The following is a 24,385-nucleotide window of genomic DNA, read 5'->3' as shown; positions in this document are numbered from 1 at the left end:
CGGAACCGACGGTCAGCCCATACGGCGAGCGCAAAACCGCCCGTATCTTGACCGTAACGCCTAATCCGGTCAATACGGGAAAATACCCCGCCATAAGCCGCAGAGCCTTATCCTATCAGGCTTCTACAAAATTCAAACAAACGTTTGTATTGGACCGGCCAAAGGGTGTGGATATAATGCGCCAGCTCTGGTCAGGGATCGAGCCTAGCCCTCCCACATAAAACATCGAAGAGAGCCTTGAGGAGAATGACTGTGGAACGCGAATACATGGAATTCGACGTCGTCATCGTCGGCGCCGGCCCTGCTGGCCTGTCCGCCGCCTGCCGACTGAAGCAGAAGGCCGCCGAAGCTGGTCAGGAGATCAGCGTATGCGTGGTCGAGAAAGGTTCCGAAGTCGGCGCCCACATCCTCTCGGGTGCCGTGTTCGAGCCGCGTGCGCTGAACGAGCTGTTCCCTGACTGGAAGGAACTCGGCGCCCCGCTGAACACCCCGGTCAAGCGCGACGACATCTATATGCTCAAGGATGCCGAAGGCGCGATCAAGATCCCCGACCTCTTCGTGCCCAAGACCATGCACAACGAGGGCAACTACATCATCTCCCTGGGCAACCTGTGCCGCTGGCTGGCCCAGCAGGCCGAAGGCCTGGGCGTCGAGATCTACCCGGGCTTCGCCGCCCAGGAAGCGCTGATCGACGAGAACGGCGTGGTACGCGGCATCATCACCGGCGACCTCGGCGTGGATCGCGAAGGCCATCCGAAGGAAGGCTACTACACCCCCGGCATGGAACTGCGTGGCAAGTACACCCTGTTCGCCGAAGGCTGCCGTGGCCACATCGGCAAGCAACTGATCAAGAAATACAACCTGGACTCCGAAGCCGACGCCCAGCACTACGGCATCGGCATCAAGGAAATCTGGGACATCGACCCGGCCAAGCACGAGCAGGGCCTGGTGGTGCACACCGCCGGCTGGCCGCTGTCGATCATGGGCACCGACAACACCGGTGGCTCCTTCCTCTATCACCTGGAGAACAACCAAGTGGTGGTCGGCCTGATCGTCGACCTGTCCTACTCCAACCCGCACCTGTCGCCCTTCGACGAATTCCAGCGCTACAAGCACCACCCGGTGATCAAGCAGTACCTGGAAGGTGGCAAGCGCGTGGCCTACGGTGCCCGTGCCATCTGCAAGGGCGGCCTGAACTCGCTGCCGAAGATGGTCTTCAAGGGCGGCGCGCTGATCGGCTGCGACCTGGGCACCCTGAACTTCGCCAAGATCAAGGGCAGCCACACCGCCATGAAGTCCGGCATGCTCGCGGCCGAAGCGGTGGCCGAAGCGCTGCTGGGCGGCAAGGAAGGCGGCGACGAGCTGACCACCTACGTCGACGCGTTCAAGGCCAGCTGGCTGTATGACGAGCTGTTCCGCAGCCGCAACTTCGGTGCCGCGCTGCACAAGTTCGGCCCGGTCATCGGCGGCGGCATCAACTGGCTGGACCAGAACATCTTCGGCGGCAAGATCCCCTTCACCCTGCACGACAACGTGCCGGACCACGCCTGCCTGAAGAAGGCCAGCGAAGCGCCGAAGATCAACTACCCGAAACCCGACGGCAAACTCAGCTTCGACAAGCTGAGCTCGGTATTCCTCTCCAACACCAACCATGAAGAGGAACAACCCTGCCACCTGAAGCTCACCGACCCGAGCATCCCGATCGCCAAGAACCTGCCGCTCTACGACGAGCCCGCGCAGCGTTACTGCCCGGCCGGCGTATACGAGGTGGTGACCCAGGAAGACGGCGAGAAGCGCTTCCAGATCAACGCGCAGAACTGCGTCCACTGCAAGACCTGCGACATCAAGGACCCGGCCCAGAACATCACCTGGGTCGCGCCCGAAGGCACCGGTGGCCCGAACTACCCCAACATGTAAGCGCGACGAACGAAAAAGGCCCCTCGGGGCCTTTTTTGTTGCCTGCGGGAAAAGCCCCGGTCAAGGCTCCTCGCCGATCGGGAAGAACTGCCCACCCGACCACAGGCCCAGCCAGTTGCGACCATCGACCTCGCGCACCACCGCCAGCTCCACCAACTGGTAGAAGACATTGCGATGGATCAGCGCCTCCAGGTTGGTGCGCACATGAACGTAGGGCGCCGGCTCCTGGGTGACCGGGTCGGTCTCGACACGGATCGGGTGCTCGGCGCCCGCCTCCACCTCGTCCTCGACATTGGTGACGAAGCGCAACACCTGCGCCTCGCCCTCCCCGCTCACCTCGACGCTCACCGCCACGAAGGGCGCGTCGTCGACGGTGATGCCGACCTTCTCCACCGGCGTGACCAGGAAATAGTCGTCGCCATCGCGGCGGATGATGGTGGAAAACAGCCTGACCATCGGCTTGCGGCCGATGGGCGTGCCCAGGTAGTACCAGGTCCCGTCGCGGGCGATGCGCATGTCGATATCGCCGCAGAAATCGGGGTTCCACAGGTGCACCGGCGGCAGCCCCTTCTCCTTGGGAATCTGCGCCAGCAGATCGCCGGCCTTGCCCGGGTCGTTCATCACATCCTCCTCAGCGGCTCAGCCCCATGAGGCTGCGCGCATATTGTCTCAACGGCGGCCCGATCAGGTCCTCGGGCTTCTGGTCATGGAAGGTGAACAGGCCACCGCGATGGGTGATGCGCGCCGTGTCCACCAGATAGCGGTTGCCGGTCTCGATCAGCATCAGCTGGATCACGCCATTGTCGACGCCGAGCCGGTCCAGCGCCTCCTGGTCCTCCCACTCCTCCAGCGTGCCGATGCGATCATCGGCATCGGCGAAGCGGCTGTACAGCAGGTAGTTGGCCCCGAGCGAACGGGCCTCGCTCATCGCCTGCTCCAGGCTCACCGGCTGGCTCGCACGGCGCACCAGCGGGAAGTATTCGACGAACCCCTTGAAGGCCTCCTCGGCCACCACGTTCGCCTTGGTGTGGGTGCCGCCCTGGGGCATGAAACTGCTCTGGGCGATGTAGATGAACGAATCCGGCTGCAGCCGCCAGGACATCGAGCGATAGGTCTCGCTGTGATCCAGCAGCCCGGCGTCGCTCATCTGCTCGCGAGCGCCGAGGGTCATGTCGCTGACCTTCATGCAGCCCCCGAGGGCCAGCAGCGCCAGCAACAGCATCAAACTACGCATTCTCAATCCTCCACGGCCGGCGACGAAAAACCGGCACTCGGCGCAGCGATGCAGCTTCCGCGCCATCACGTACTCCGCCGCCAATCCGGGCCGCCCCCGTAGCCCGCCGCACACCCTCGAACGCCTGCCAGCGCGCCCGCACGAGCCGCTGCCGCGCGTGGCGTCCCTGCGCCAGGGTGCGCAACGGGCTTTCCATCCGGGGCACCGCACCGTCGAAACCCTGGCGCGAATCGCCCCCTGCAAGAGCTGACCCCGGGCGCCAGGAGAAATTCAGGCGGCACAGCCTCCCTCAACCGCGCCGGAATGTCGATATCGCCCCCCTCAGAATCCCTTAAGCTTCGACGCGCAGAGTGAAGCCTCCCCACTCCATCGAGGACTTCATCATGCGCTACCTGCTGCCTCCCGCCCTGCTCATCGCCAGCACCGCGGCCCTCGCCTCCCCCCAGTGCACCACCGCCGAACGCTCCACCTGGAAGGACCCCGAGCAATTCCAGGCACAGCTGAAGGAACAGGGCTACCAGATCAGCAAGTTCAAGATCACCTCCGGCAACTGCTATGAGATCTACGGCTTCGACAAGGACAAGCGCAAGGTCGAGATCTATCACGACCCGGTCACCGGCCAGCCGGTCAAGAGCCGGGTGGAAAACTGATGGGCGGAGCGACCATCCGGCTCTGGGACCCCGTCGTCCGCGTGTTCCATGCCTCGGTCGCCGGCGCCTTCTTCGCCAACTACCTGTTCACCGAGGAAGGCGACGCCTGGCACACCTGGCTGGGCTACTACGCCTGCTTCTGCCTGCTGGTCCGGGTGCCGTGGGGTTTCATCGGCCCACGCAGCGCCCGCTGGCGCGACTTCTGGCCCACCCCCGGACGCCTCGCCACGCACCTGCGCGCCCTGCGCAGCGGCGCGCCGCACCACCGCCTGGGGCACTCGCCCCTCGGCGCGCTGGTGATGATCCTGATGATGCTGTCCATGGCACTGCTCGGGCTCACCGGCTACCTGATGCAGGAAGTCGATGCGCTGTGGGGCGCCGAATGGCCGGAGGATGCGCATCGCTGGATCGCCAACGGCCTGGCCCTGCTCGTGTCGCTGCACGTGGCCGCCGCCGTGTTCGAAAGCCTGCGCGTACGCGACAACCTGCCGCTTTCGATGATCACCGGCCGCCGCCGCCCGCTACCGGGCGACGACGAGCCCCACTAGGCTGCGGGGCGCCCGGCCGCCTCCGCGAAGGGAAACTCCAGGGTGGCCCGGGCTCCGCCGCCGGGCCGGTTTTCCAGGCGGACGGCGCCGCCCAGGTGTTCCATGATGGTCCGCACGATGGGCAGCCCGAGGCCGGCCCCCCCTTCGTGGCCATCGCTGAAGAAGCGTTCGAACACCACCGCCAGGCGATCGGCCGGAACACCGGGCCCCTCGTCCTCGACCGACAGCTCGACATGCCCCTCGCGGACGATGAGGCCGACTTTCACCACGCCATCGACCGGCGAGAAATTCACCGCATTGCTGACCAGGTTCTGCAGGGCGATGCCGATGCTCATCGCGTCGCCCCGGACATGGCAGGTGCCCGGCTCGATATCCAGCACAGGCTCAACGTTGCGCTCCAGTATCCAGGGCGTCATCTCCACCAGCGTGTCCATGGCGACCTTGGCCAGGTCGACATCCTCCAGGTGGCGCTGGCCGAGCCGCGGCTCGATCCGCGCCAGGGTGAGCAACTGGTTCACCACTCGGCTCAGCCGATCCACCCCGCCGATCAGAAAGCCCAGCGCCCGGGCCCGGTCTTCCTCGGTCCGGGCCTCCTCCACGTTCTGTGCATGCAGGCGGAGAATGGCCAGCGGGGTGCGCATCTCATGGGCCGCGTCGGCGATGAAGCGCTGCTCGCGCTTGAGCAGGTCGGCGACCTGGCTGAGCAGCCGGTTGATGGCGGCCTGCATCGGCTCCAGTTCGCTGGGCAGGGGCGCCAGTTGCAGGGGCTCGAGCGACTTGGCATGGCGCCCGCGGATGACGTTCGCCATGTTCTGCAGAGGCTGCAGCCCCGAGCCGATGGCGAACCACACCAGCAGTGCCAGCACCAGAGCGCCGAACAGGAACGGCAACAGGGTATGGCGGACGATGCGCCCGACCAGGTCGCCGCGGACATCCTTGCGCTCACCCACCCAGATCGACACCTGCTGCGCCGGCACCGGCAGCAGGAAACCACGCCACTGCTTGCCCTCGATGACGATGTCGGAAAAGCCCGGAAGGCGTTGCGAAGGGTCGATCCGTGGCGCACTGGGCGTATGGACCAGAAGCTCGCCACCGTCGCGCCAGACCTGGAACGCCAGCTTGTTCTCGTAGGGGTGCCCGACACCCGGCCTGCCGGCCTGGCGCAGGGCCTCGTCGAAGGCATCGTAGAGCCGCCCCCGGTCGGCGGGGGCGAGCGGCAGGCTCATCACGCCCTGCAGCAGGCGGGCGTTCTGGGCCAGATGGGCGTCGTAGACCTCGGCGATCTCGTGGCTGCTGTCGCGGTAGTTGTAGTGCGCCAGGAGGCCGGTACCGAGGATGAGCAGGATCACCACCCGCCAGAGGGTGCGTTGCCGCAACGACGTCATAGTCTGTTTTCCACCAGGTAACCGATCCCGCGGACGGTCCGTATCAGCTCGCTGAACAGCTTCTTGCGCAGGTGATAGATGTGCACTTCGAGGGTGTTGCTCTCCGCCTCCTCGTCCCAGCCATACAGCAGCTGGGTCAGGCGCTCGCGGCTGAACACCTTCCCCGGTTGCGCCAGCAGCTCGTGCAGCAGCAGGTACTCGCGCGGTGTCAGCAGGACAGGCCGGCCCTGGTAGTGGACCTGCTGCGAGACGGGATCGAGGCTGACCCCGCCATGCTCGATCAGCACCTTGGCGCGGCCACTGCTGCGACGCAGCAAGGCACGCAAACGCGCCTTGAGTTCGTTGAGGTCGAAGGGCTTGATCAGGTAGTCGTCGGCACCCGCGTCGAGGCCGGCGATGCGATCCTCCATGCCATCGCGCGCCGTGAGCACCAGCACGGGGAGCACCGACCCGCTGCCACGCAGGCGCTTGAGCACATTGATGCCATCCATCCGCGGCAGGCCGAGATCGAGAATCACCAGGTCGAAGTTCTCCTGGGTCAGTGCATGCAATGCGCTGGCGCCATCCTGCAGCCAGTCGATGGTGTACCCCTCCTCGCGAAGGCCCGTCCGCAGGCCCTCCCCCAACGCAGTGTCGTCTTCAACCAGCAACAGGCGCATGCCCAGTCCTATTTGTCCTTGAGGGTCTTGAGTAAAGCATTGATCTCCTCCCGCCGCCCCTGGTCAGCCAGCTCGCGACCGGGCCTGGGAGCGGCCTGCAGTGCGCGCTCCAGGGCCTGCCTCGACTCGGCGAAGCGGTCCTGACGGTACAGGTGATCCCCCCAGAAATACAGGCTGTCGATGCCGTCGGGATTCAGGCGCAGCGCTTCCTGGAGCAGCGTCTCGGCCTTCTCGGCATCGCCGAAGCCGATGGGCCAGCCGGGGACTCGATCATAGAGGGCGGCCAGGCTGGTGTAGGCGGAACCCTGCAGGGCCCTGGGGTCCAGCGCCAGCGCCTTTTCGAGGCTGGCCCGGGCGTCCTTCACCTTGCCCAGCGCCCCGAGGCCACCTTCGGCGCCGGCCCAGCTGCTGGTGACGATACCGTTCCAGATCCAGGCCTCGGCGGCGGTCGGCTGCTGGCGGGCGAACGCCTGGGTGTCGGCAGCCAGCCTGGCGAAGGCCGCAGCACGTTCCGCCTCGGCCGTGCGGTACTGGATCTGCGCCCAGCGCGTCTGGATATCCGCCAGGCGCTGCTGACCCGCTTCATCCAGGGCGAAGGCGAAGGATGAAGCGAAAAGCAGGCCGATGAGCATCAGTCGTTTCATTTGCCGATCTCCCCCGCCCCCGGGCGGCTGTGGTGACGAATCAATGGCAGCTGCTTGCGCAGGGCACGGTCGACCAGCCCCGGCAGCAGGTGGTTCAGGCGCACGAAGAGTTTCTCCGGCCAGCCCAGGTAGAGCTCGCGGAGATTGCGCTCGATCGCTTCCAGCACCGCGACGGCGACATCGCCGGGATCGTCGGTGCCGACCTTGAGGGCATCGTTGAGCGCCCTGGCGGCAGCGCCGTTCATCGCGGTGCGGGTGGCGCGCGGCGCGACATAGAGGACATCCACCGCCGTGTCCGCCAGCTCGCGGCGCAGGGCTTCCGAGAAACCGCGCAGGGCGAACTTGCTGGCGCAGTAGGCCGCATAGCCGGGGTAGCCGATCGAGCCGTAGGTGGAGCCGATGTTGGTGATCAGCGCGTGCTCCTGCCGGCGCAGCAGCGGCAGCAGCAGGCGGGTCAGCTGCAGGGTCGCCTTGACGTTGAGGTCGAGCAGCTCCGCGATGCCCTCCTCGCTGGCCTGTTCGAACAGCGCGAAGTGATTGATCCCCGCTGCGTTGATCAGCAGGTTGGTCCCGCCCATCTGCCAGGCAGCACTCAGCACATCCTGGCGTCCGGATGCCTGGTTGAGGTCGGCCTCCTGCCAGCGCAGTTGGTTGGGGAAGCGCTGGCGCAGCGCCGCCAGGCTGCCCTCGTGGCGACTCACCGCCAGGACCTGGGCACCCGCCTCGCACAACTGCCCGGCCAACTGCAGGCCGATGCCCCCGCTGGCGCCGGTGAGCACGGCACGGCAGTCAGACAAGCGCATGACGCACCTCGTCGCGGACGCTGGCGCGCGGCAGGCCACGGAACATGTCCGCATAGAGCCCGTAGACGACCCTGGAGGTCTTGATGACGGCCTGCTGGTCCTCCGGCTGGTCGAGGCGGTCCATCAACTTGCGGTAGGTGGCCATGTGGTCCTGGTCCAGCTCGCCGTGGGAGCTCAGGTAGCTGAAGGCATTGGCGGGCAGGCCGAGGGACGTGCGGATGCTGCCCGCCGCATGGGTGGCCAGGGCGATGCTGGTGCCCTCCAGCACGTTGACCATGCCGAAGAGCCCGACCGGGTTGTGCCGCGCGATGGTGTCGTAGAGGTAGGCCACCATCAGCTCGATGGGAAGCGACGGGCTGCCGTTGCGCACCTGCTCGGGGTCGCCGCCGCAGACCTCGATGTCATTGAGGATCCACTGCTCGTGGCCGTACTCCTCGTCGATGTATTCGCACACCGCCTTGCGCAGCCACTCGAGCCGGCTGGGCAGGCGCGCACCGCAGGCCATCATCAGGGGCGCCGTGTGGCGGACGTGGTAGTAGGCCTGGGTCAGGAAGGCGATGTAGCCCTCCAGGCTGACGGTTCCGCCCAGGGCATCGCGGATCACCGGGACGCCGAAAAGGGTCTGGCGCTCCTCATGGGTTGCAGCTTGCAGCGAGTCGAAGAAAGACATGGTGGGCCTCATTCGTTGGCGAGTTGGTTGAGAAGGGTCTGGTAACGGACGTAGATCGCTTCGCGACGCGGCCGGCCGTTACCGGTGAGCAGGCCGTTGGCGGATGTGAAGGGTTCGGCCAGCCGCACCCAGCGGTGCACCCGGGCGTAGTCGGGCAACTCGCGGTTGCAGCGCTGCACGGCGGCCTCCAGCTGCGCGTCGGTCGTCTCCGGCGACAGCGGCCAGAGCAGCGCCAGGTTGTGGGCGAGCCCCTCGCCCTGGACGTAGGCCTGGAGGATGGTGCCGTCCTGGGTCAGCTCGGCCTCGACCCACTCCGGGTTGACGTTGCGACCGAGGCTGGTGATGAACTGGTTCTTCTTGCGGCCCAGGATGTGCAGGTAGCCCTCCTCATCGAAGTGCCCCAGGTCGCCGGTCGGCCACCAAGGAGAATCCGGCGGCGGCTCTCCCAGGTAGCCGAGCAGGGTCGAGCCACGCACCAGCACCTCGCCATCCTCGGCCAGGCGCACCTCGACATGGGGCAGCGGACGCCCGACCGTACCGGGGCGGTTGGCCTCCGGGCGATTGAGGCAGACCACGGACGCGCACTCGGAGAGGCCGTAGCCCTCGAACACCGGCAAGCCGATGGCCTGGGCACGCGCCAGCAGGCTCGCCGAGACCCGCGCCCCGCCCACCGCGACGAAGCGCAATGCACCGATCTGCGTGAGCCCGCGCTCGATGGCCGTGACCAGGCCCAGCAACAGTTGGGGCACGAGGATCAGGCTCTGCGCGCCACTGAGCAGGATGCAGCTCAGCAGCCGCTTGAGGTCGATGCCGCTGGCCCCGCTCATGCCCAGTTGGTCCAGGGGCAGCAGCGTCACCTCGGCGCCGGCGATCAGCGCCGCGTAGACGCCCAGGTTCTCGAGCAGCACGCCCAGCGGCAGCACCGCCAGGTAGCGGCTAGGCCCCGTGGAGCGACTGGCGGCTTCGAGCTCCCGCGCGACACGCAGCAGCGACTCGGCCGACAGGCATACCCCCTTGGGCGTGCCGGTGCTGCCGGAGGTGTAGGTGATCTTGGCAGTGGTCGCCGGCAGCAACGCCGGGGAGCTCACCGGGCGCTTCCAGAATCCCTCGCTGAACAGGTAGCCCAGCGCATGCAGCTCGTCGGTCAGCGCTTCGCCAGCGAGCACCAGTGGCGTCTGGCTCAATTGCAGGCAATGCGCACGCTGGGAAGCACTGAAGAACGGCGGCAGCACGATGCAGGGGCGCTCGCTGAGCAACGCGGCCAGGTCCCACAGCAGGGCCTCGGGGCCATTGTCCAGGAGCAGCGCGATGGGCCCCGCCGGCTGCGCGCGGAGCCGCGACTCGCGCAACGCCAGCTCATCCAGCAGTTGCGCATAGGTGTAGCGGTGTTCGATGCCACGTATCGCGCAACGTTGCGGCTCGCGCCCGGCATGCTGTTCCAGGAGCTGGCGGAACCAGCGGGTATCAGGCCGCATTACCGTTCTCCCCCAGCAGCAGCGGGAAACCCAGGCGCTGGAAGATGCCTCGACGCTCCAGCTCGGAATGGCCGTGCTGGATGTCCCCGGCGAACACCTGCGGGCGCTGCTCGTAGTAGGTGCCCCAGTTGCTGCCCGGGTCCTCCAGGCGCTCGGCATCGGCGCGGCCCAGCACCATGGGTTCGAGCCCGAGGCGGTGGAAGCTGTTGACCAGGGTGGAGGTGCCGGTGAACGCCACCCAGCGCAGGCCTCTTGCCGCCAGCAGCCAGGTCACGGCGATGATCAGCAGCCGTGCGCCACCGGCCGACAGCGACGCGAGATTACCGACCTCGACCAGGGCCGCCCGGGACACCTCCCCCACCCGCGGCGCCAGCGCAGCCTCCATCGGCTCATCCAGGTACTGCTCGAGGAACAGTTGCCCGGTGCTGGCCAGGCGGATGCCCACGGCGGCGTCGAGGGTGCCGCGGCCGTCGTAGAGTCCGAGCATCTCCGGCAGGAAGTGCTGGATATCCGCACCATGAGCCTGTTTGAAGCCACGCTGGACGAACGACTCCAGCTCCGCGCGCCCCGGGTCTCCCTGCAGGTTCAGGTCCAGGAAGGCGTGGCGCTCCCCCAGGCTGCCGAAGTGAAGCGGGAACAACGATTCCCATTGCGACTGGATCATGTCTGGCCCCCAACGTGCGTTTCGATGGGGGCGAGTATCCGCAGCCAATCTGAATGGAGTCTGAAGCGTGCCCGGTGCGGTTCATCGGGCCGGAACCGATCGGCGAAAGGCCGAGTCGCACGCGACGTCATTTGCCCGGAAGTCGGGCAAAGGGCCATCTATAGTGAGGAGGCAACAGCGAGACGACGTCTTCTCCATCGAGAGAATGATGTCACAGTGATACTAGGCATAAGTACGCTGGCGCCAATACGGATAAAGACAGGAAAGTCAGGGCTCGAAGCATCCTACCCAGGCCGCTTCGAACACCCACCGGCGTGAGAACTCGAGCGGATGAAGGCACAGCCGTGGATCCACATCGCCATCTGGATGGCATTGGTACTGCTCTCGGGCCTGTTGCTCAGCGCGCTGGCCAGCCTCCAGCAGGTCCGCTCCATCGACAACCACGTGCAGGAGGCCCTGAAGGACGAAAGCCGCGAGGTAGAGGGCGACCTCATGTCGCGCCTGCGCATCTACGAGTTCCGCCTCAGGGGCTGGCGCGGCGCCGTCCATATGCTGGGCATCGACAATGTCACCCTCGACCTGTTCACCCGCTACAGCCGGGCGCGCAACCTCCAGGAGGAATTCCCAGGAGCCCGTGGGTTCGGTTTCATCCGCCGGGTGAGGGTCAACGAGGAGGCGGAGTTCCTGCACAGGGTCAGGGCCGATGGCCAGCCGAACTTCACCATCCACCAGTTCGCCCCCTTCCAGGGCGAACGCTATGTGATCCAGTACATCGATCCGCCGGAGGTCAATATCGAAGCCATCGGCCTGGACATCGCCTCCGAACCCCTGCGCCGGCTCGCCGCGCAACGCTCGATGCTCAGCGGCAAGGCCACGCTCACCGCGCCCATCACCTTCATCAACGAATCCAGGGAGGCCTATCGCTCCTTCCTGTTCCTGCTGCCCGTCTACAGGACCCCGGACACCCCCGCCGACCTGCCCTCGCGCCATGAGGAAACCCTGGGCTGGAGCTACGCCCCCCTGGCGATGAGCGAGGTGATGACCGACCTCGACCTGCCCGTGGACAGCCTCCACCTGGCGATCTACGACAAGACCGACGCCCCGCAGCGCAAGCTCATCTTCGAGACCCACCACCAGAGCCCGGATGGCGAGCTGGTCCAGACCTACAGCTTCGAACGCGAGGTCTACGGGCGCACCTGGCTGTTCCAGGTCAGCGCCCATGCGGCCTTCGTCGAATCCCTGGACCCCGTGCACCCCGCCAGGGTGTTCGTGGTCGGGCTGCTGGCCAGCCTCCTGCTCACCGGCATGGTCGGCACCCTGCTGCTGTCACGCCAGCGCCAGCACCAGGTGATGGCCGGCCAGGCGCGGCTGGCGACCATCGTCGAGAACTCCAGCGACGCGATCATCGGCGAGGCGCTGGATGGCCGGATCATCACCTGGAACCGTGCCGCCGAGCAGATGTTCGGCTACACCGAGGCGGAGATCCTCGGCCGCCCCCTGGCCCCCCTGCTGGTCCCGCAGGAACGCCTGGCCGAGGATGAAGCGCTGCTCGAACGGGTGGCACGCGGGGAACGCGGCCCGACGCTGGAGACCCAGCGCCTGCACAAGGATGGTCGCCTGATCGATGTGACCATCACCTGCAGCCTGATCCGCGAGGCCGACGACAGCATCCTCGGCGCGGCGAAGCTGATGCACGACATCAGCGACCGCAAGCGCGCGGAGAACTACCTGCGCCAGTTCAACGCCAACCTCGAGCAACAGGTCAGCGAACGCACCGCCGAACTCTCCCGGGTCGCCGGCCTGCTGCAGGCGGTGCTCGACGCCTCGTCCGAGGTGTCCATCATCGCCGTGGACATGCAGGGCGAGATCGTCGTCTTCAACCGGGGCGCGGAACTGCTGCTGGGCTATACCGCCGCCGAAATGATCGGCATCCGCAATCTCCTGGACTTCCACCTGCCAGAGGAAGTCCAGGCACGTGCGGTCGAACTCAGCCGCGAATACGGCCGCCCCATCGAGGGGATGGAGGTATTCCGTTGCAAACCCGACGAGCAAGGCGCGGAAACACGCCAGTGGACCTACATCCGCAAGGGGGGCTCGCAGATCCAGGTGTCCATGGTCATCACCTCCATTCGCATGGAAACCGGTGCGATCATCGGTCACCTGGCCATCGCCCAGGACATCACCGAGCGCCTGCGCAACAGCGCCGAGCTTCTTGCGGCCAAAGCCTCGGCCGAAAGCGCCAACGCCGCCAAGAGCCTGTTCCTGGCGAACATGAGCCATGAGATCCGCACCCCCATGAACGCGGTCATCGGCATCGCCCACCTGTTGCAGGGCACGCGCCTGGACGAGCAGCAGGAGAAACTGCTCGGCAAGCTGCAGATCGCCGGGCGCTCCCTGCTGGGGATCATCAACGACATCCTCGACATCGCCAAGATCGAGGCCGGCGAGATGCTTCTGGAGAACAGCCCGTTCCGTCCCCATCGGCTGTTCGGCGAGCTCGCCGAACTGTTCGCGCCCCAGGCCGAAGCCAAGGGCCTGCGGTTCGAAGTCAAGGCCGATGCGCTGCCCGAACAACTTGCCGGCGACGCGTTGCGACTCAATCAGATCCTCATGAACCTGATCGGCAACGCCCTCAAGTTCACAGCCGCCGGCGGCATCGAGGTCAATGTCGAATGCGCCCACGAGACCGACGTACGCTGCTGGCTCTGCATCAGCGTCCGGGACACCGGCTGTGGTATCGATGCCAAGGTGATCGAGCGGGTGTTCTCCCCTTCACCCAGGCAGACACCTCCACCACCCGTCGCTTCGGCGGCACGGGATTGGGCCTGTCGGTGGTACGCGGCCTGGCCGAGAAGATGGGCGGGACGGTCGGTGTGCGCAGCACCCTCGGGGTGGGCAGCGAATTCTGGGTACGCCTGCCGTTCGATCCGATCATCGACGAACAGGCCCTGTCGGATAACGCGTCCAGCCTGGATGTGCTGGTGGTGAGCCAGGACGAGAGCGAACGCCAGCGACTCACACAGCTGTGCCGCTCGCTGGGCTGGCGAGCCACCCCATTCTTCAGACGGGAAGACCTGCTCGAACACCTCGGGCAACGGCTCGCACGCCGCCATCCACTGGCCGATGTCCTGCTACTCGACCACTTGGCCGGCGACGATGTGCTGGAGACGCTCGAAAAGCTCAGGGCATTGCTGGGACGCGAACGCATGCCCAGCAGCGTGGTGTTCTCGGCGCCACGGACATCGGCTGCACCCACCCTGGAAGATGCACTGGTGGACCATCACGCCCGAACGCCACTGGACGGCTCCGATCTCTACAACGCCATCGCTGCCGCCAGCCTCGGGCATCCCAACGGCCACGGCGAGAAACTGATCCACGCCACCGAGCTGGACATCACCCAGGCCCGGTGGCTGGAGGGCATAAGGCTGCTGCTGGTGGATGACAGCGACATCAATCTCGAGGTGGCCAGTCTCATGCTCCAGCAGCAGGGCGCCGAGGTGCAGACCTGCATGAACGGCCGCCAGGCGCTGGATTGTCTGCGCGAGGACACCACCGCCTTCGATGTGGTGCTGATGGACCTGCACATGCCGGAAATGGACGGGTTCGAGGCCACCCGCCGACTGCGTGGCGAACTCGGCCTGCAACGACTGCCCGTGCTCGCCCTGACCGCCGGAGCGTTGCCGGAAGAACGTCGGCAGGCCAAGGCGGCCGGAATTGACGAGTTCCTCAGCAAACCCCTGGAACCCAAGGTGCTGATCCGCGCCATCCGCCGGGCGGTCCAGGACTCCCGGGGCGCTCCCCTGCCCATACGTCCGATCGAGGCGCCCACCGGGCCTTCCCGCCCCTGGCCGACGATAGAAGGCATCGATACCGTTGAAGTCGCCCAGCGCATGAGTCACGACCTGGAGCTGTTCAACTCCTCGCTGCGGCGGCTGTTCAGCGAGTTCGGCGAATTCCGCGACGACGAAGCGACCCGGCGGCGCCTGCAGGACGACCCGCCCGGGCTAACAGCGCGCCTGCACAAGCTCAGGGGGTCGGCGGGCATGCTCGGTGCCCGGCGCCTTCACAAGCTTGCAGGTGAGGCGGAGACCCTGCTGCGGGTCGAACCCGACGCCCCACACCTGCCGGTACTGCTCGGGCAGTTGGTGGGGGCCTATCTCGAACTCGAACGCCAGACGGGCGTCATCGAGGCGATCACCCTCCCCCGCAGCGACGCGGACCACCTGGCAGCGGGCCCCGCGCTGGCGAGGTTGATCGACCACCTGCGCGACCACGACATGGCCGCGCTGGAGCAGTTCGCCCAGGCATACCCTGCCATCCAGGTTTCGAGCCAGGCGCTGGCCGAACAGGTCTGGCAGGCGATCGACAACCTGGACTTCGAACAGGCGTTGCACCTGCTCGAGTCCGCAGGCCTCGTGGCCAAGGAGTGACCCCCATGGACTACACACCCTCCCTGCTGATCGTCGATGACGACACTTCAGCGATCCGCATCCTCAGCAAGGCGATCGGCAGTCTCGGCAAGGTCCGCTTCGCCACCAACGGCCCCGATGCACTCCGGGCGGCACAGGAGCAAAGGCCCGACCTGGTCCTGCTGGATGCCGAAATGCCCGGCATGGGCGGCTTCGAGGTCTGTGAACGGATGAAGACCGAAATGGAACTGCGCGACGTCCCGGTCATCTTCATCACCAGCCACACCGAGGCGAGCATGGAGGAAGCGGGCCTCGCCCTGGGCGCGGTGGACTTCATCGGCAAGCCCATACGCCCTGCCATCGTCAATGCACGGGTGAAGACGCACCTGCACCTGAAGCTGGCCATGGACCGGCTCAACCTGCTGGCGCAGACCGACGGCCTGACGGGCCTGGCCAACCGTCGCTTCCTCGATCAGACCATCGAGCGCGAATGGCTGAGGACCCGCCGCAACGGGCAACCCTTCTCATTGCTGCTGATGGATATCGACTATTTCAAACGCTACAACGACCGTAACGGCCACTTGCAGGGCGACCAGTGCCTGATCGCCGTCGCCCATGCCCTGCGCGCCTGCATCAACAGACCCGCCGACCTGGTGGCCCGCTATGGTGGTGAAGAGTTCGCCGTGCTGTTGCCCGAAACCGATCATGTCGGCGCCTGCCGCATAGCCGACCAACTGGGGGACGGTGTCAGGCACTTGAACATTCCCCACCCCGACAGCCCACACGGGAACGTGACGGTTTCAATCGGCGTCGCCAGTTTCGATGAAGAAAGTCCCAGTTGGCCGCATTCCAGTGAAAGCAATGAAGTCGTACCGAACATCGCAAGACTTCTCGAGTTTTCGGATGCCGCCTTATATGAGGCCAAGGAAGCGGGACGGGATTGCAGCCGATTCAGGAACATCGAACTTGCAGCGTTGATGCCAGCGAGCGATACGGGCAGGCAGGAAGCCTAGGAGCGTGCGGAATTCAAAAATGCCTGAAGATTGCACGCGCCGTCGAAATATTCGATGCGACACGGCTCGACTGGATTGGCCATACGCAGTTGAGCCGTGCTTGCAATCAATAACGGCCACTACATTCAGCTGAAAATCATTATCAGCCATCCAACTTCCCACTAAAGTCTTATACCGCCTGTCGCCCATGGAAATACCGTAGAAATAGTCGACAATACGATAAAAGCACTTTGCCATCAGTGCTGTAGGAATAGGAACTTGCAACTGCTGTAACGACGACGAGTCATCGTGGCCTTATTGAATTCACGCACTTTTCACAAACGGCTCGTTAAACATCCGCCCATGACCTGAAACTTCTATCGGGCACTCATATCGCCACACGCCCGTGCAACTGGGGAGATCATCATGTTGATTCGCTCGTTACGTGTATCCACCCGGATCAATTTTGGCTTTGCAGTTCTGGTCACGTTGCTGATGCTGGTCGGGGTAGGCTCCCTGATGCAAATGCACCAGATGCATGACAGCTCCGAAGCGGTCGATGGGAACTGGCTTCCCAGCATCATCGCCCTAGGCCACATGGACGAGGCGACCCTTCAGCTTCGAGCCTCTACACTGCGGGCCCTGGTGACCTACGACGAGGCTGCCAGAAACCGCCTGGCGGCTGACGAAACGGCACTGCAAAAAGCCCGGGACAGTTACATCAGGATGATTTCGAGCGATGAGGAGCAGCGGCTCTTCGACCGGTATCTCGAGGACCTGCGCAGCTACATCGATGTCCGCGGCACAGTGGTCCAGCACTTGGAAACCGGTGACAAGGACGGCGCCCAATCACTGGTCACCGCCAAGCTGAATGAGTTGGGCAGTGCACTCAGTAACGATCTCGCCGCACTGATAAGAATCAACGAGGAGGGAGCCAAGCAGGCCTCGACGGCCAGCACCTCTGCCTTCCAGCGCGCCAACCTGCTTGTCGTGCTGATTCTTGTCGGAGCCGTCGGACTGGCCGTCATCCTCGCCCTCCTTCTTTCACGAAGCATCGTGCGGCCGCTGAACCAGGCGGTCGAAGTGGCGAGCCAGGTATCCCAGGGCGACCTGAGCCGGGATATTCCGGTGGAAGGGCACGACGAGGCGACTTCCCTAATGAACGCCCTGCGCGGCATGCAGCAGAACCTGCGGCAGACCATCAGCCTCATCGCCGACTCCTCCACCCAGCTCGCCTCGGCCTCCGAGCAGTTGCATGCGGTGACCGAAGACGCCAACCGGGACCTTGTGCAGCAGAACCAGGAGATCGAGCAGGCGGCCACGGCCTGCAACCAGATGAGCGCCGCGGTGGACGGGGTGGCCCACAACGCGGCCACGACCATGGACGCCTCGCGGCAGGCCGATACCGCCACGCGCCATGGCCGCGAGCAGGTGGGCGAGACGGTGCGCTCGATCAACGCCCTGGCGACCGACGTGACCGGCAGCGCCGAACGTGTCGAGAAGCTCGCCCGGCAGATGCAGGACGTCGGCAAGGTGCTCGATGTGATCCGCTCGATTGCCGAGCAGACCAACCTCCTGGCGCTCAACGCCGCCATCGAGGCCGCACGTGCCGGCGAGCAGGGGCGCGGCTTCGCGGTGGTGGCCGATGAGGTTCGCCTGCTGGCACAGCGCACCCAGCAATCCACCCGGGAAATCGAGCAGATGGTGAACCAGCTGCAGCAGGAGGCCAGTGCCACCGTCGCCACGATGCAGGGCAGTTCGCGCCTGGCCCAGACAACGGTGGACCTCGCTCAGGCCGCCGATGGCAGCCTGGGCGACATCGCCCGGACCATCGCCTCGATCAACGAACAGAACGTCCAGGTGGCCAGCGCTGCCGAACAACAGGCCGCAGTGGCCCGCGAGGTCGACCGCAGCCTGGTCAACATCCGCGACCTGTCCACCCAGACCTCGGCGGGAGCCAGCCAGACCCGCGCCTCCAGCCAGGACCTGTCACGCCTGGCGGTGGAACTCAAGTCCGCCGTCGCCTCGTTCCGCCTGTGACGAGTCATATGCCGCCGGAGAATCACCATCGCGATGGCGACACGCTCCTGACTTCGAGGCGCTGCTGGTGGATCAGGCGAACGACGAGCGCGAGCTCGCGACCTGGATCGCCCGAGCTGCGTTTATCGGTACGGGAGGGACGGGCGTTCAGCCGCCGATGATCTTCATGACGGTGACGCCGCCGGAGAAGGCGATGTCCTGCTTGTCCGCCAGAGCCTTGACCAGCAGCCGCTGCAGGCCCGGAAGGGCCTGGTGGCGAGGCTTGTCCAGCAGGTCGCCGACGTAGTGACGGTTGCTCGATGACAGGCAGCCGTGGAGCCAGCCGGTGGAGGACAGGCGCAGGCGCGAGCAGGTGCGGCAGAACGGCACGCTCTCGTTGGCGATAATGCCGAAATACCCCAGCCCGGGAATCGCATAGCGCAGCGCGGTGGCGTCCACCGGCGCTTCGGCCTGGACGAACTCGTGACGCTCGCCGATCAACTGGAGCAGCTCGTCCAGGCCGATGAACTGCTGCTGGAAGCCGACGCCATCGCGAGCCAGGTGACCCATGCGCATCAGCTCGATGAAGCGCAGCTCGAAGCCGTTCTCCAGGCAGTACTCCAGCAACGGCATGACCTGGTCCAGGTTCTGGCCACGCAGGGGCACCATGTTGAGCTTGATCTTCAGCCCCGCCGCCCGGGCCTCGGCGAGCCCCTGCAGCACGGTCTTCAGGTCACCGCCACGGGCGATACCCCGGAAGGCGTCGGCATCCAGGGTGTCGAGGGAAACGTTGAGGCGGCGGATGCCGCAATCGACCAGCAGCGGCAGCTTGCGCGAGAGCAGTTGGCCGTTGGTGGTGAGGCTGATGTCATCGAGGCCGAGGCCGCTGACGCCGCGAAGGAAGTGATCGAGCTTGGGGCTCACCAGCGGCTCGCCGCCGGTGATGCGCAGGCGCTCGATGCCGGCGGCCTCCATCAGGTAGGAGACGCCGCGAACCATGGCCTCGGCAGAAAGCTCGTCCTGTGCCGCGACCAGGCGCTTGCCGTTGGGCACGCAGTAGGTGCAGGCGTAGTTGCAGGCGGCGGTCAGGCTGATGCGCAGGTTGCGGAAGCGCCTGCCTTGGCGGTCGACGATCATGGGACGCTCCGACGGGGAATGGGGCGAAGTATATCGCCGCCCCATCGCCAGTCCCATGCATTTGCCATCCGGCTGGGCGCGATCACTCAGCCCGATGGGGCGTCATTCTCGCGCTTGCGCTTGTTGCCCATGCGCACGCCGATGTCCATCAGGAACTGGAAGAAGCCTTCCTGGTCCTCGAGGACGTTGCTCCAGAACGGCGAGTGGTAGAGCGCCACGGCGCCATGCACCAGGGCCCAGGCCGCGCAGTAGTGGAAATACGGCGGGACGTCTTCCAGCTTGCCTTCGGCGATGCGGCCCTTGATCAGTTGGGTCAGGCGCTCGAAGTTGGAAGCACGGATCTTGTGCAGTTGCTCGACCATCTCGGGCACCTGGCTGTTCTTCACAACCTTCTCTTCCAGGCGGTCGAACAGGCGGTAGCGCTGCGGGTCACGCATGCGGAATTCGAAGTAAGCGCGCGACAGCGCTTCCTTGTCACGGTCCACATCCGCCGAATGCAGCAGCTCGTTCAGGTCACGCTCGTAATCGAGCATCAGGCGCAGGTAGATCTCCGCCTTCGACTTGAAGTGCTTGTAGATGGTGCCTTTGCCGATGCCCACCGCGTCGGCGATCATCTCGACGGTGACGCTGTCTTCACCCTGCTCCAGGAACAGTTTCAGGGCGGTGTCGAGGATTTCCTGCTCACGACGGCGGAACTCACGGACTTTACGGGGTTCTTTCTGCATAAAGGGACTGTAGGGTCAAAAATCAAGCCGCGTATTATGCCTAATTAGCGCCAAAATGCACGGAACATCCGACTATGAGCCTATTGCCAGATGGGTTCGACATGTTTCAGGGCATGCTCGAAGGCCCTGGAAACCGCGAACCAGATGGCTTGCAGCGGTCATACCGATGAACGCGAAGCGCACACGCAGTAGGCTTTCGGATCGCAACGCCACCCCTTCTGCACAAAGATGACGCACGCCAGCGCGTGGATTCGGGGTGCGACCATTGAGCGCAGCCCGGTCAGGAAGGGGCGTAGCCGTCACCGGCAGGCACAAGCCCAGTCGGCAGACGCTTGAGGACTCAGACGCCTTGCGCGTATTCCAAATCTGTTTAAAAAACGAGCAATCGCATCTGGACGCTAGAGGATATTGACCAATACTCAAATGACTGGCGTGCGGCATCTCCCCCCAAGTGCCCCACCAGTCAAGGTACCGAGGATCGCGTACCTTTGTTTTACTCCTAATGGTCTTGACCCGGATTCATCCCCCAGAACCCGGGTTTTTTTTGCCCGCGAGTTTCAACCCGCCAGGCGCGCCAAGGGGAACAGGCGCCGGAAGTTGGCGGTGGTCTGCTCGGCGAAGCGCTCGAACTCCACCCCACGCAGCTGTGCGAGGAACTCGGCGACCTCCCGCACGTACTCGGGCAGGTTGGGCTTGCCTCGATGCGGAATGGGGGCCAGGTAGGGCGAGTCGGTCTCGACCAGCAGGCGGTCGGCCGGCACCTGCCGGGCGACCTCGCGCAGCGCTTCGGCGTTGCGGAAGGTGACGATGCCGGACAGCGAGATATAGAAGCCGATGTCCAGGGCCGCCTTGGCCATTTCCCAATCCTCGGTGAAACAGTGCAGCACGCCCGCCTGGGGCAGCGCTGCCTCGCGCAGCAGCGCCAGGGTATCGGCGCGCGCCTCGCGGGTGTGCACGACCACCGGCTTGCCGGTGATGCGGGCGGCTTCGAGGTGCAGGCGGAAGGCCTGTTGTTGCAACTCGGCGGCCTCGGGCTCGTAGTGGTAGTCGAGGCCGGTCTCGCCGATGGCGGCAACGCGGGGGTGGTCGAGCTCACCCAGCAGCCAATCCAGGGCCGGGGCTTCGCCGGGAGCCAGGTCCAGCGGGTGCACGCCGACGGAGCAATGCACGTCGGCATAGCGGCTGGCCAGGTCCTTGACCGCGGCGGCGTTGTCGGCGCTGACGCCGATGCAGAGGAACTGCCCGACACCGCGGGCACGGGCAGCCTCGAGCGCCGCATCGAGGGAACCGCCATGAGCGGCGAGATCGAGGCGATCGAGATGGCAGTGGGAATCGACCAGCATGGTTCGGATCACTTGGACGTCAGGAGGCGCCGGCCACGATGGGCCGGCGCGGCGTTACATGGTGTGGGTGGGGCGGTCCGACTTGAGGGCACCGGCGAGGTAGGTCTCGATCTTGTTGCGTGCACCGGTGTCGCCGTCGTTGAACTGCACGCCGATGCCGGCGGCACGGTTGCCCTGGGCCCCCTTGGGGGTGATCCAGACGACCTTGCCGGCCACCGGGATCTTTTCCTGCTCGTCCATGAGGTTGAGGAGCATGAACACTTCGTCGCCGAGCTTGTAGCTCTTGTTCGTCGGGATGAACAGGCCGCCGTTCTTGATGAAGGGCATATAGGCGGCATACAGCACGGACTTGTCCTTGATGGTCAAGGACAGGATCCCGTTACGCGGGCCCAGATTGGGTGGCAGGCTCATGCGGCTTTCCTGGCTAGCTGGCTCAGCGGTGGATTCTAGCCCGGTCCGGGCAGGCTTGCCCACTGCACCAGCAAGGCTTCGAGAAGCAAGACACGGTTGAGGTTGGCCTTGCCCAGGACCTTCTGCCGCTGCTGCAGCAACCAGTCCTGGAACCCCAGCACCTTGTGCTGGGGTGCCTTGTCGGCGAGGTACTGGACGACCTTGCGCATGTCGGCCATGCCCAGGCCTTCTTCATCACGCGTCAGCTGGTAGCGCAGCATCAGTTGCGCCCAATCGCAGAACCAGTCGAACAGCAGGATCAGCGGCACGGCGTTCCAGCCTTCGGCGAGCTGGCTCGCCCCCACCTGCTGCTTGATCAGTTTCTTCACCCCGTCCACCACCTGGGCGCGCTGCTCCAGCACCGCCTGGCCGTGCAGGCGCTGGGCGGTGAGCGGCGAGCCGCCGGCAAGCACCAGCAGGTCGCGGCGGACCTGTTCGTCGGCATCCGGCAGCGCCTTCGCCAGCCAGGCCAGGCTGTCGGCCTCGCCCGGCAATGGGCAGGCCTGCTGCACGCAGCGGCTCTTGATGGTCGGCAGCAGCCGGCTGGGCTGGTGGCTGATGAGCAGCAGCACGGTGTCGCCGGAAGGCTCTTCCAGGCTCTTGAGCAGGGCGTTGGCGGAGTTCAGGTTCATCGCTTCGGCGGGCTCGAGCAGGACGACCTTGCGCCCGCCGAGTTGCGCGGTCTGCACCACGAACTCGACCAGTTCGCGGACCTGGTCGACCTTGATCGCCTTGTCCGCTTCTTCCGGCTCCAGCACGAAGTTGTCCGGGTGGGTCCCGGCGGCCAGCAGGTAGCAGGACTTGCACTGGCCGCAGGCATCGAGGCCGTCGGGCTTCTGGCACAGGAGACGCGCCATCAGGCGCTCGGCAAGGGCGCGCTTGCCGATGCCGGCCGGGCCATGCAGCAGGTAGGCGTGGGCATGACGCGGACGACCGGCGAGGTGCTGCCAGAGCGATTCCTGCCAGGGATAGGCTTCAGCCACGGCAACGCTCCAGCAGTTCGGGCAGCAGGGCTTCGAGGGTCTGCTGGACGTCGGCCAGCGGGGCGGCGGCATCCAGCACACGGTAGCGCTCGGGTGCTGCGGCGGCCCGCTGCAGGTAGGTCTGCCGCACGGCCTCGAAGAAACTGCGGTCTTCCTGCTCGAAGCGGTCCAGGCGACCGCGCGCGGCGGCACGGCTGAGGCCGACGTCCACGGGCAGGTCGAAGACCAGGGTCAGGTCGGGACGCAGCTCGCCCTGGACGAAGTTCTCCAGCAATGCGATGCGCTCGACGGGCAACCCCCGCCCTCCGCCCTGGTAGGCGTAGGTGGCATCGGTGAAACGGTCGCAAAGCACCACCTGGCCCCGGGCAAGCGCCGGGCGGATCACCCCGGCGATGTGCTGGGCACGGGCAGCGAACATCAGCAGCAGCTCGGTATCGGCGGCCATGGCTTCATCGCTGGGTGCCAGGAGCAGTTCACGGATGCGCTCGGCCAACGGAGTGCCACCCGGCTCGCGGGTCAGCAGCACGTCGATGCCGTGGCCGCGCAGGCGCTCGGCGAGGAAGTCGCGATTGGTGCTCTTGCCGGCCCCTTCGGGACCTTCGAGCGTGATGAACAGACCGCTCACGGGGTGTCCTTGTTGGTGATGGGAGCGGGGCTGGAGCGATAGTCCGCGCGCCGCTTCAACTGGTATTCACGCACCGCCTGGTTGTGGTCGGCGAGCGATTCGGAAAACACGTGGCTGCCGTCGCCTCGGGCCACGAAGTAGAGGCTCTTGCCATCCACCGGGTGCAAGGCGGCGTGGATCGCCTCGCGACCGACCATGGCGATGGGGGTCGGCGGCATGCCGGCGATCACATAGGTGTTGTAGGGCGTGGATTCACGCAGGTGGGCACGGGTGATCTTGCCGGCGTAGCGCTCGCCCAGGCCGTAGATCACCGTGGGGTCGGTCTGCAGCAGCATGCCGAGCTTCAGGCGACGCACGAAGACACCGGCGATCTGGCCGCGCTCGCTGGGCACGCCGGTCTCCTTCTCCACCATCGAAGCCATGATCAGCGCCTGGTAGGGGTCGGCGTAGGGCAGGTCGTCCGCCCGCTTCGCCCACTCGCTCTCCAGCACCTGTTCGAGACGCTGGTGGGCCTGCTTGAGCAGGTCGATGTCACGCATGCCGCGCACGTAGCGATAGGTGTCGGGGAAGAAACGCCCCTCGGGGTGCTGCCCCTCCAGGCCGAGCCGCTTCATCAGCTCGGCATCGCTGGCATCCGCCAGGGTCTGCTCCAGCTTGGGCTGCTTGGCCAGGGCCGCACGCAGTTGACGGAAGTTCCAGCCCTCCACCAGCGTCAGGCTGTATTGCACCACTTCGGCACGCTGCCAGAGGCCCAGCAGTTGAGCTGCATCCATCCCTGGGGCCATGCGGTATTCGCCGCTGTGCAGCGACTGACCCGCGAGGTTGAAGCGCCAATACTGGCGCAACCAGAACGCATCCTGGATCACGCCCTCCTCTTCCAGCCGGTTGAGCAGGCCACCGGGGGTGGACCCGGCCGGCACGTCGAGCAATTGCTCCCCGGTGAGGACGAGCGGCTGCTTGAGGGCTTCACGCTGCTGCCAACCGGCATAGGCGAACACCAGGCCGCCGAGGATCAGGCCACTGTGCAGCAGCACGAGCAATTTGCGTATCACG

The 24,385-nt window shown here is 65.6% G+C and carries 22 protein-coding genes and 2 pseudogenes; 8 read left to right on the top strand and 16 right to left on the bottom strand.

Going from position 1 to position 24,385, the window contains the following annotated elements; all coding sequences use genetic code 11:
• Window positions 1-252 precede the first annotated feature (252 nt).
• Window positions 253-1,917 carry an electron transfer flavoprotein-ubiquinone oxidoreductase gene (locus PHLH3_RS09035; RefSeq protein WP_173173869.1) on the top strand — a complete coding sequence of 555 codons (1,665 nt, stop codon included), beginning with the start codon at window positions 253-255 and terminating at the stop codon, window positions 1,915-1,917.
• Between the two features lie 60 nt (window positions 1,918-1,977).
• On the opposite strand, the gene PHLH3_RS09030 is transcribed toward PHLH3_RS09035, so the two are convergent.
• Window positions 1,978-2,538 carry a DUF1285 domain-containing protein gene (locus tag PHLH3_RS09030; RefSeq protein ID WP_213628959.1) on the bottom strand — a complete coding sequence of 187 codons (561 nt, stop codon included), beginning with the start codon at window positions 2,536-2,538 and terminating at the stop codon, window positions 1,978-1,980.
• Window positions 2,539-2,548: 10 nt separating this feature from the next.
• A complete protein-coding gene (locus PHLH3_RS09025; protein WP_213628958.1) occupies window positions 2,549-3,151 on the bottom strand; it encodes a DUF4823 domain-containing protein in 603 nt (200 codons plus the stop codon).
• A 383-nt stretch (window positions 3,152-3,534) separates the two neighbouring features.
• Here PHLH3_RS09025 and PHLH3_RS09020 point away from each other — a divergent pair, with 383 nt between their 5' ends.
• Both PHLH3_RS09020 and PHLH3_RS09015 read left to right on the top strand, forming a co-directional pair.
• A complete protein-coding gene (locus tag PHLH3_RS09020; RefSeq protein WP_213630472.1) occupies window positions 3,535-3,801 on the top strand; it encodes a PepSY domain-containing protein in 267 nt (88 codons plus the stop codon).
• Window positions 3,801-4,349, top strand: coding sequence for a cytochrome b/b6 domain-containing protein (locus PHLH3_RS09015; RefSeq protein ID WP_213628957.1), 549 nt, complete (start codon window positions 3,801-3,803; stop codon window positions 4,347-4,349). The genes PHLH3_RS09020 and PHLH3_RS09015 overlap by 1 nt, the downstream gene beginning before the upstream one ends.
• Here PHLH3_RS09015 and PHLH3_RS09010 read toward each other — a convergent pair.
• From PHLH3_RS09010 to PHLH3_RS08980, 7 genes are read right to left on the bottom strand one after another with little or no spacing between them, the layout of a single operon-like run.
• Window positions 4,346-5,734, bottom strand: a complete 1,389-nt coding sequence (locus PHLH3_RS09010; protein WP_213628956.1) for an ATP-binding protein — start codon at window positions 5,732-5,734, stop codon at window positions 4,346-4,348. The genes PHLH3_RS09015 and PHLH3_RS09010 overlap by 4 nt on opposite strands.
• Window positions 5,731-6,393 carry a response regulator gene (locus tag PHLH3_RS09005; RefSeq protein WP_173173859.1) on the bottom strand — a complete coding sequence of 221 codons (663 nt, stop codon included), beginning with the start codon at window positions 6,391-6,393 and terminating at the stop codon, window positions 5,731-5,733. Before PHLH3_RS09005 ends, PHLH3_RS09010 begins: the two co-directional genes overlap by 4 nt.
• A gap of 8 nt (window positions 6,394-6,401) precedes the next feature.
• Window positions 6,402-7,037 carry a tetratricopeptide repeat protein gene (locus PHLH3_RS09000; protein ID WP_213628955.1) on the bottom strand — a complete coding sequence of 212 codons (636 nt, stop codon included), beginning with the start codon at window positions 7,035-7,037 and terminating at the stop codon, window positions 6,402-6,404.
• Window positions 7,034-7,840, bottom strand: coding sequence for an SDR family oxidoreductase (locus tag PHLH3_RS08995; protein ID WP_213628954.1), 807 nt, complete (start codon window positions 7,838-7,840; stop codon window positions 7,034-7,036). Before PHLH3_RS08995 ends, PHLH3_RS09000 begins: the two co-directional genes overlap by 4 nt.
• Complete coding sequence (locus PHLH3_RS08990) at window positions 7,827-8,510, bottom strand: iron-containing redox enzyme family protein (protein WP_213628953.1); 684 nt, start codon at window positions 8,508-8,510, stop codon at window positions 7,827-7,829. The genes PHLH3_RS08995 and PHLH3_RS08990 overlap by 14 nt, the downstream gene beginning before the upstream one ends.
• A gap of 8 nt (window positions 8,511-8,518) precedes the next feature.
• Window positions 8,519-9,985, bottom strand: coding sequence for an AMP-binding protein (locus tag PHLH3_RS08985; protein ID WP_213628952.1), 1,467 nt, complete (start codon window positions 9,983-9,985; stop codon window positions 8,519-8,521).
• Window positions 9,975-10,649: a thermostable hemolysin gene (locus tag PHLH3_RS08980; protein ID WP_213628951.1), complete on the bottom strand. Its 675-nt coding sequence runs from the start codon at window positions 10,647-10,649 to the stop codon at window positions 9,975-9,977. The genes PHLH3_RS08985 and PHLH3_RS08980 overlap by 11 nt, the downstream gene beginning before the upstream one ends.
• Before the next feature lie 330 nt (window positions 10,650-10,979).
• Here PHLH3_RS08980 and PHLH3_RS30310 point away from each other — a divergent pair.
• The 5 genes and pseudogenes from PHLH3_RS30310 to PHLH3_RS08965 all read left to right on the top strand — a co-directional run.
• Window positions 10,980-13,370, top strand: a pseudogene (locus PHLH3_RS30310) (CHASE domain-containing protein); the annotation flags it as partial.
• Window positions 13,322-13,516: pseudogene (locus tag PHLH3_RS30305) on the top strand (ATP-binding protein); the annotation flags it as partial. The pseudogenes PHLH3_RS30310 and PHLH3_RS30305, both read left to right, overlap by 49 nt.
• A gap of 6 nt (window positions 13,517-13,522) precedes the next feature.
• Window positions 13,523-15,079: a hybrid sensor histidine kinase/response regulator gene (locus PHLH3_RS30300; RefSeq protein WP_244863063.1), complete on the top strand. Its 1,557-nt coding sequence runs from the start codon at window positions 13,523-13,525 to the stop codon at window positions 15,077-15,079.
• A gap of 5 nt (window positions 15,080-15,084) precedes the next feature.
• Window positions 15,085-16,071, top strand: coding sequence for a diguanylate cyclase (locus tag PHLH3_RS08970; protein ID WP_213628950.1), 987 nt, complete (start codon window positions 15,085-15,087; stop codon window positions 16,069-16,071).
• A 405-nt stretch (window positions 16,072-16,476) separates the two neighbouring features.
• On the top strand, window positions 16,477-18,090 hold the full coding sequence (locus tag PHLH3_RS08965; protein WP_213628949.1) for a methyl-accepting chemotaxis protein: 1,614 nt from the start codon (window positions 16,477-16,479) through the stop codon (window positions 18,088-18,090).
• A 147-nt stretch (window positions 18,091-18,237) separates the two neighbouring features.
• Here PHLH3_RS08965 and PHLH3_RS08960 read toward each other — a convergent pair whose 3' ends face one another.
• From PHLH3_RS08960 to mltG, 7 genes are all read right to left on the bottom strand, one after another.
• Window positions 18,238-19,206 carry a radical SAM protein gene (locus PHLH3_RS08960; RefSeq protein ID WP_213628948.1) on the bottom strand — a complete coding sequence of 323 codons (969 nt, stop codon included), beginning with the start codon at window positions 19,204-19,206 and terminating at the stop codon, window positions 18,238-18,240.
• 86 nt (window positions 19,207-19,292) lie between these two features.
• Window positions 19,293-19,931 carry a TetR/AcrR family transcriptional regulator gene (locus PHLH3_RS08955; RefSeq protein WP_021217601.1) on the bottom strand — a complete coding sequence of 213 codons (639 nt, stop codon included), beginning with the start codon at window positions 19,929-19,931 and terminating at the stop codon, window positions 19,293-19,295.
• Between the two features lie 557 nt (window positions 19,932-20,488).
• Entirely contained in the window at window positions 20,489-21,274 is a 786-nt protein-coding gene (locus PHLH3_RS08950; RefSeq protein WP_213628947.1) for a TatD family hydrolase, read from the bottom strand.
• A gap of 54 nt (window positions 21,275-21,328) precedes the next feature.
• The gene (locus PHLH3_RS08945; protein WP_021217603.1) at window positions 21,329-21,685 is read right to left on the bottom strand and encodes a PilZ domain-containing protein; all 357 of its coding nucleotides are present in this window, start codon (window positions 21,683-21,685) and stop codon (window positions 21,329-21,331) included.
• Window positions 21,686-21,720: 35 nt separating this feature from the next.
• Entirely contained in the window at window positions 21,721-22,707 is a 987-nt protein-coding gene (locus tag PHLH3_RS08940; protein ID WP_213628946.1) for a DNA polymerase III subunit delta', read from the bottom strand.
• Window positions 22,700-23,332, bottom strand: a complete 633-nt coding sequence (gene tmk, locus PHLH3_RS08935; protein ID WP_213628945.1) for a dTMP kinase — start codon at window positions 23,330-23,332, stop codon at window positions 22,700-22,702. Before tmk ends, PHLH3_RS08940 begins: the two co-directional genes overlap by 8 nt.
• Window positions 23,329-24,384 carry an endolytic transglycosylase MltG gene (mltG, locus tag PHLH3_RS08930; protein WP_213628944.1) on the bottom strand — a complete coding sequence of 352 codons (1,056 nt, stop codon included), beginning with the start codon at window positions 24,382-24,384 and terminating at the stop codon, window positions 23,329-23,331. Before mltG ends, tmk begins: the two co-directional genes overlap by 4 nt.
• Window position 24,385: the final 1 nt, after the last annotated feature.

Origin of the sequence: Pseudomonas sp. Pc102 (assembly GCF_018408275.1) — a bacterium.
Lineage (GTDB): Bacteria > Pseudomonadota > Gammaproteobacteria > Pseudomonadales > Pseudomonadaceae > Metapseudomonas > Metapseudomonas tohonis.
Note: the sequence above shows the minus strand (reverse complement) of the source record. Positions and strands in the feature narration are given on the sequence as shown.

Coding starts and splice junctions, on each gene's coding strand:
- PHLH3_RS08960 (WP_213628948.1), bottom strand. CDS start 19,206: ATGATCGTCGACCGCCAAGGCAGGCGCTTCCGCAACCTGCGCATCAGC.
- PHLH3_RS08995 (WP_213628954.1), bottom strand. CDS start 7,840: ATGCGCTTGTCTGACTGCCGTGCCGTGCTCACCGGCGCCAGCGGGGGC.
- PHLH3_RS08950 (WP_213628947.1), bottom strand. CDS start 21,274: ATGCTGGTCGATTCCCACTGCCATCTCGATCGCCTCGATCTCGCCGCT.
- PHLH3_RS08990 (WP_213628953.1), bottom strand. CDS start 8,510: ATGTCTTTCTTCGACTCGCTGCAAGCTGCAACCCATGAGGAGCGCCAG.
- PHLH3_RS09005 (WP_173173859.1), bottom strand. CDS start 6,393: ATGCGCCTGTTGCTGGTTGAAGACGACACTGCGTTGGGGGAGGGCCTG.
- PHLH3_RS08955 (WP_021217601.1), bottom strand. CDS start 19,931: ATGCAGAAAGAACCCCGTAAAGTCCGTGAGTTCCGCCGTCGTGAGCAG.
- PHLH3_RS09020 (WP_213630472.1), top strand. CDS start 3,535: ATGCGCTACCTGCTGCCTCCCGCCCTGCTCATCGCCAGCACCGCGGCC.
- PHLH3_RS08980 (WP_213628951.1), bottom strand. CDS start 10,649: ATGATCCAGTCGCAATGGGAATCGTTGTTCCCGCTTCACTTCGGCAGC.
- PHLH3_RS09030 (WP_213628959.1), bottom strand. CDS start 2,538: ATGAACGACCCGGGCAAGGCCGGCGATCTGCTGGCGCAGATTCCCAAG.
- PHLH3_RS08965 (WP_213628949.1), top strand. CDS start 16,477: ATGTTGATTCGCTCGTTACGTGTATCCACCCGGATCAATTTTGGCTTT.
- PHLH3_RS09000 (WP_213628955.1), bottom strand. CDS start 7,037: ATGAAACGACTGATGCTCATCGGCCTGCTTTTCGCTTCATCCTTCGCC.
- PHLH3_RS09010 (WP_213628956.1), bottom strand. CDS start 5,734: ATGACGTCGTTGCGGCAACGCACCCTCTGGCGGGTGGTGATCCTGCTC.
- PHLH3_RS08985 (WP_213628952.1), bottom strand. CDS start 9,985: ATGCGGCCTGATACCCGCTGGTTCCGCCAGCTCCTGGAACAGCATGCC.
- PHLH3_RS09025 (WP_213628958.1), bottom strand. CDS start 3,151: ATGCGTAGTTTGATGCTGTTGCTGGCGCTGCTGGCCCTCGGGGGCTGC.
- PHLH3_RS09015 (WP_213628957.1), top strand. CDS start 3,801: ATGGGCGGAGCGACCATCCGGCTCTGGGACCCCGTCGTCCGCGTGTTC.
- PHLH3_RS08970 (WP_213628950.1), top strand. CDS start 15,085: ATGGACTACACACCCTCCCTGCTGATCGTCGATGACGACACTTCAGCG.
- PHLH3_RS08945 (WP_021217603.1), bottom strand. CDS start 21,685: ATGAGCCTGCCACCCAATCTGGGCCCGCGTAACGGGATCCTGTCCTTG.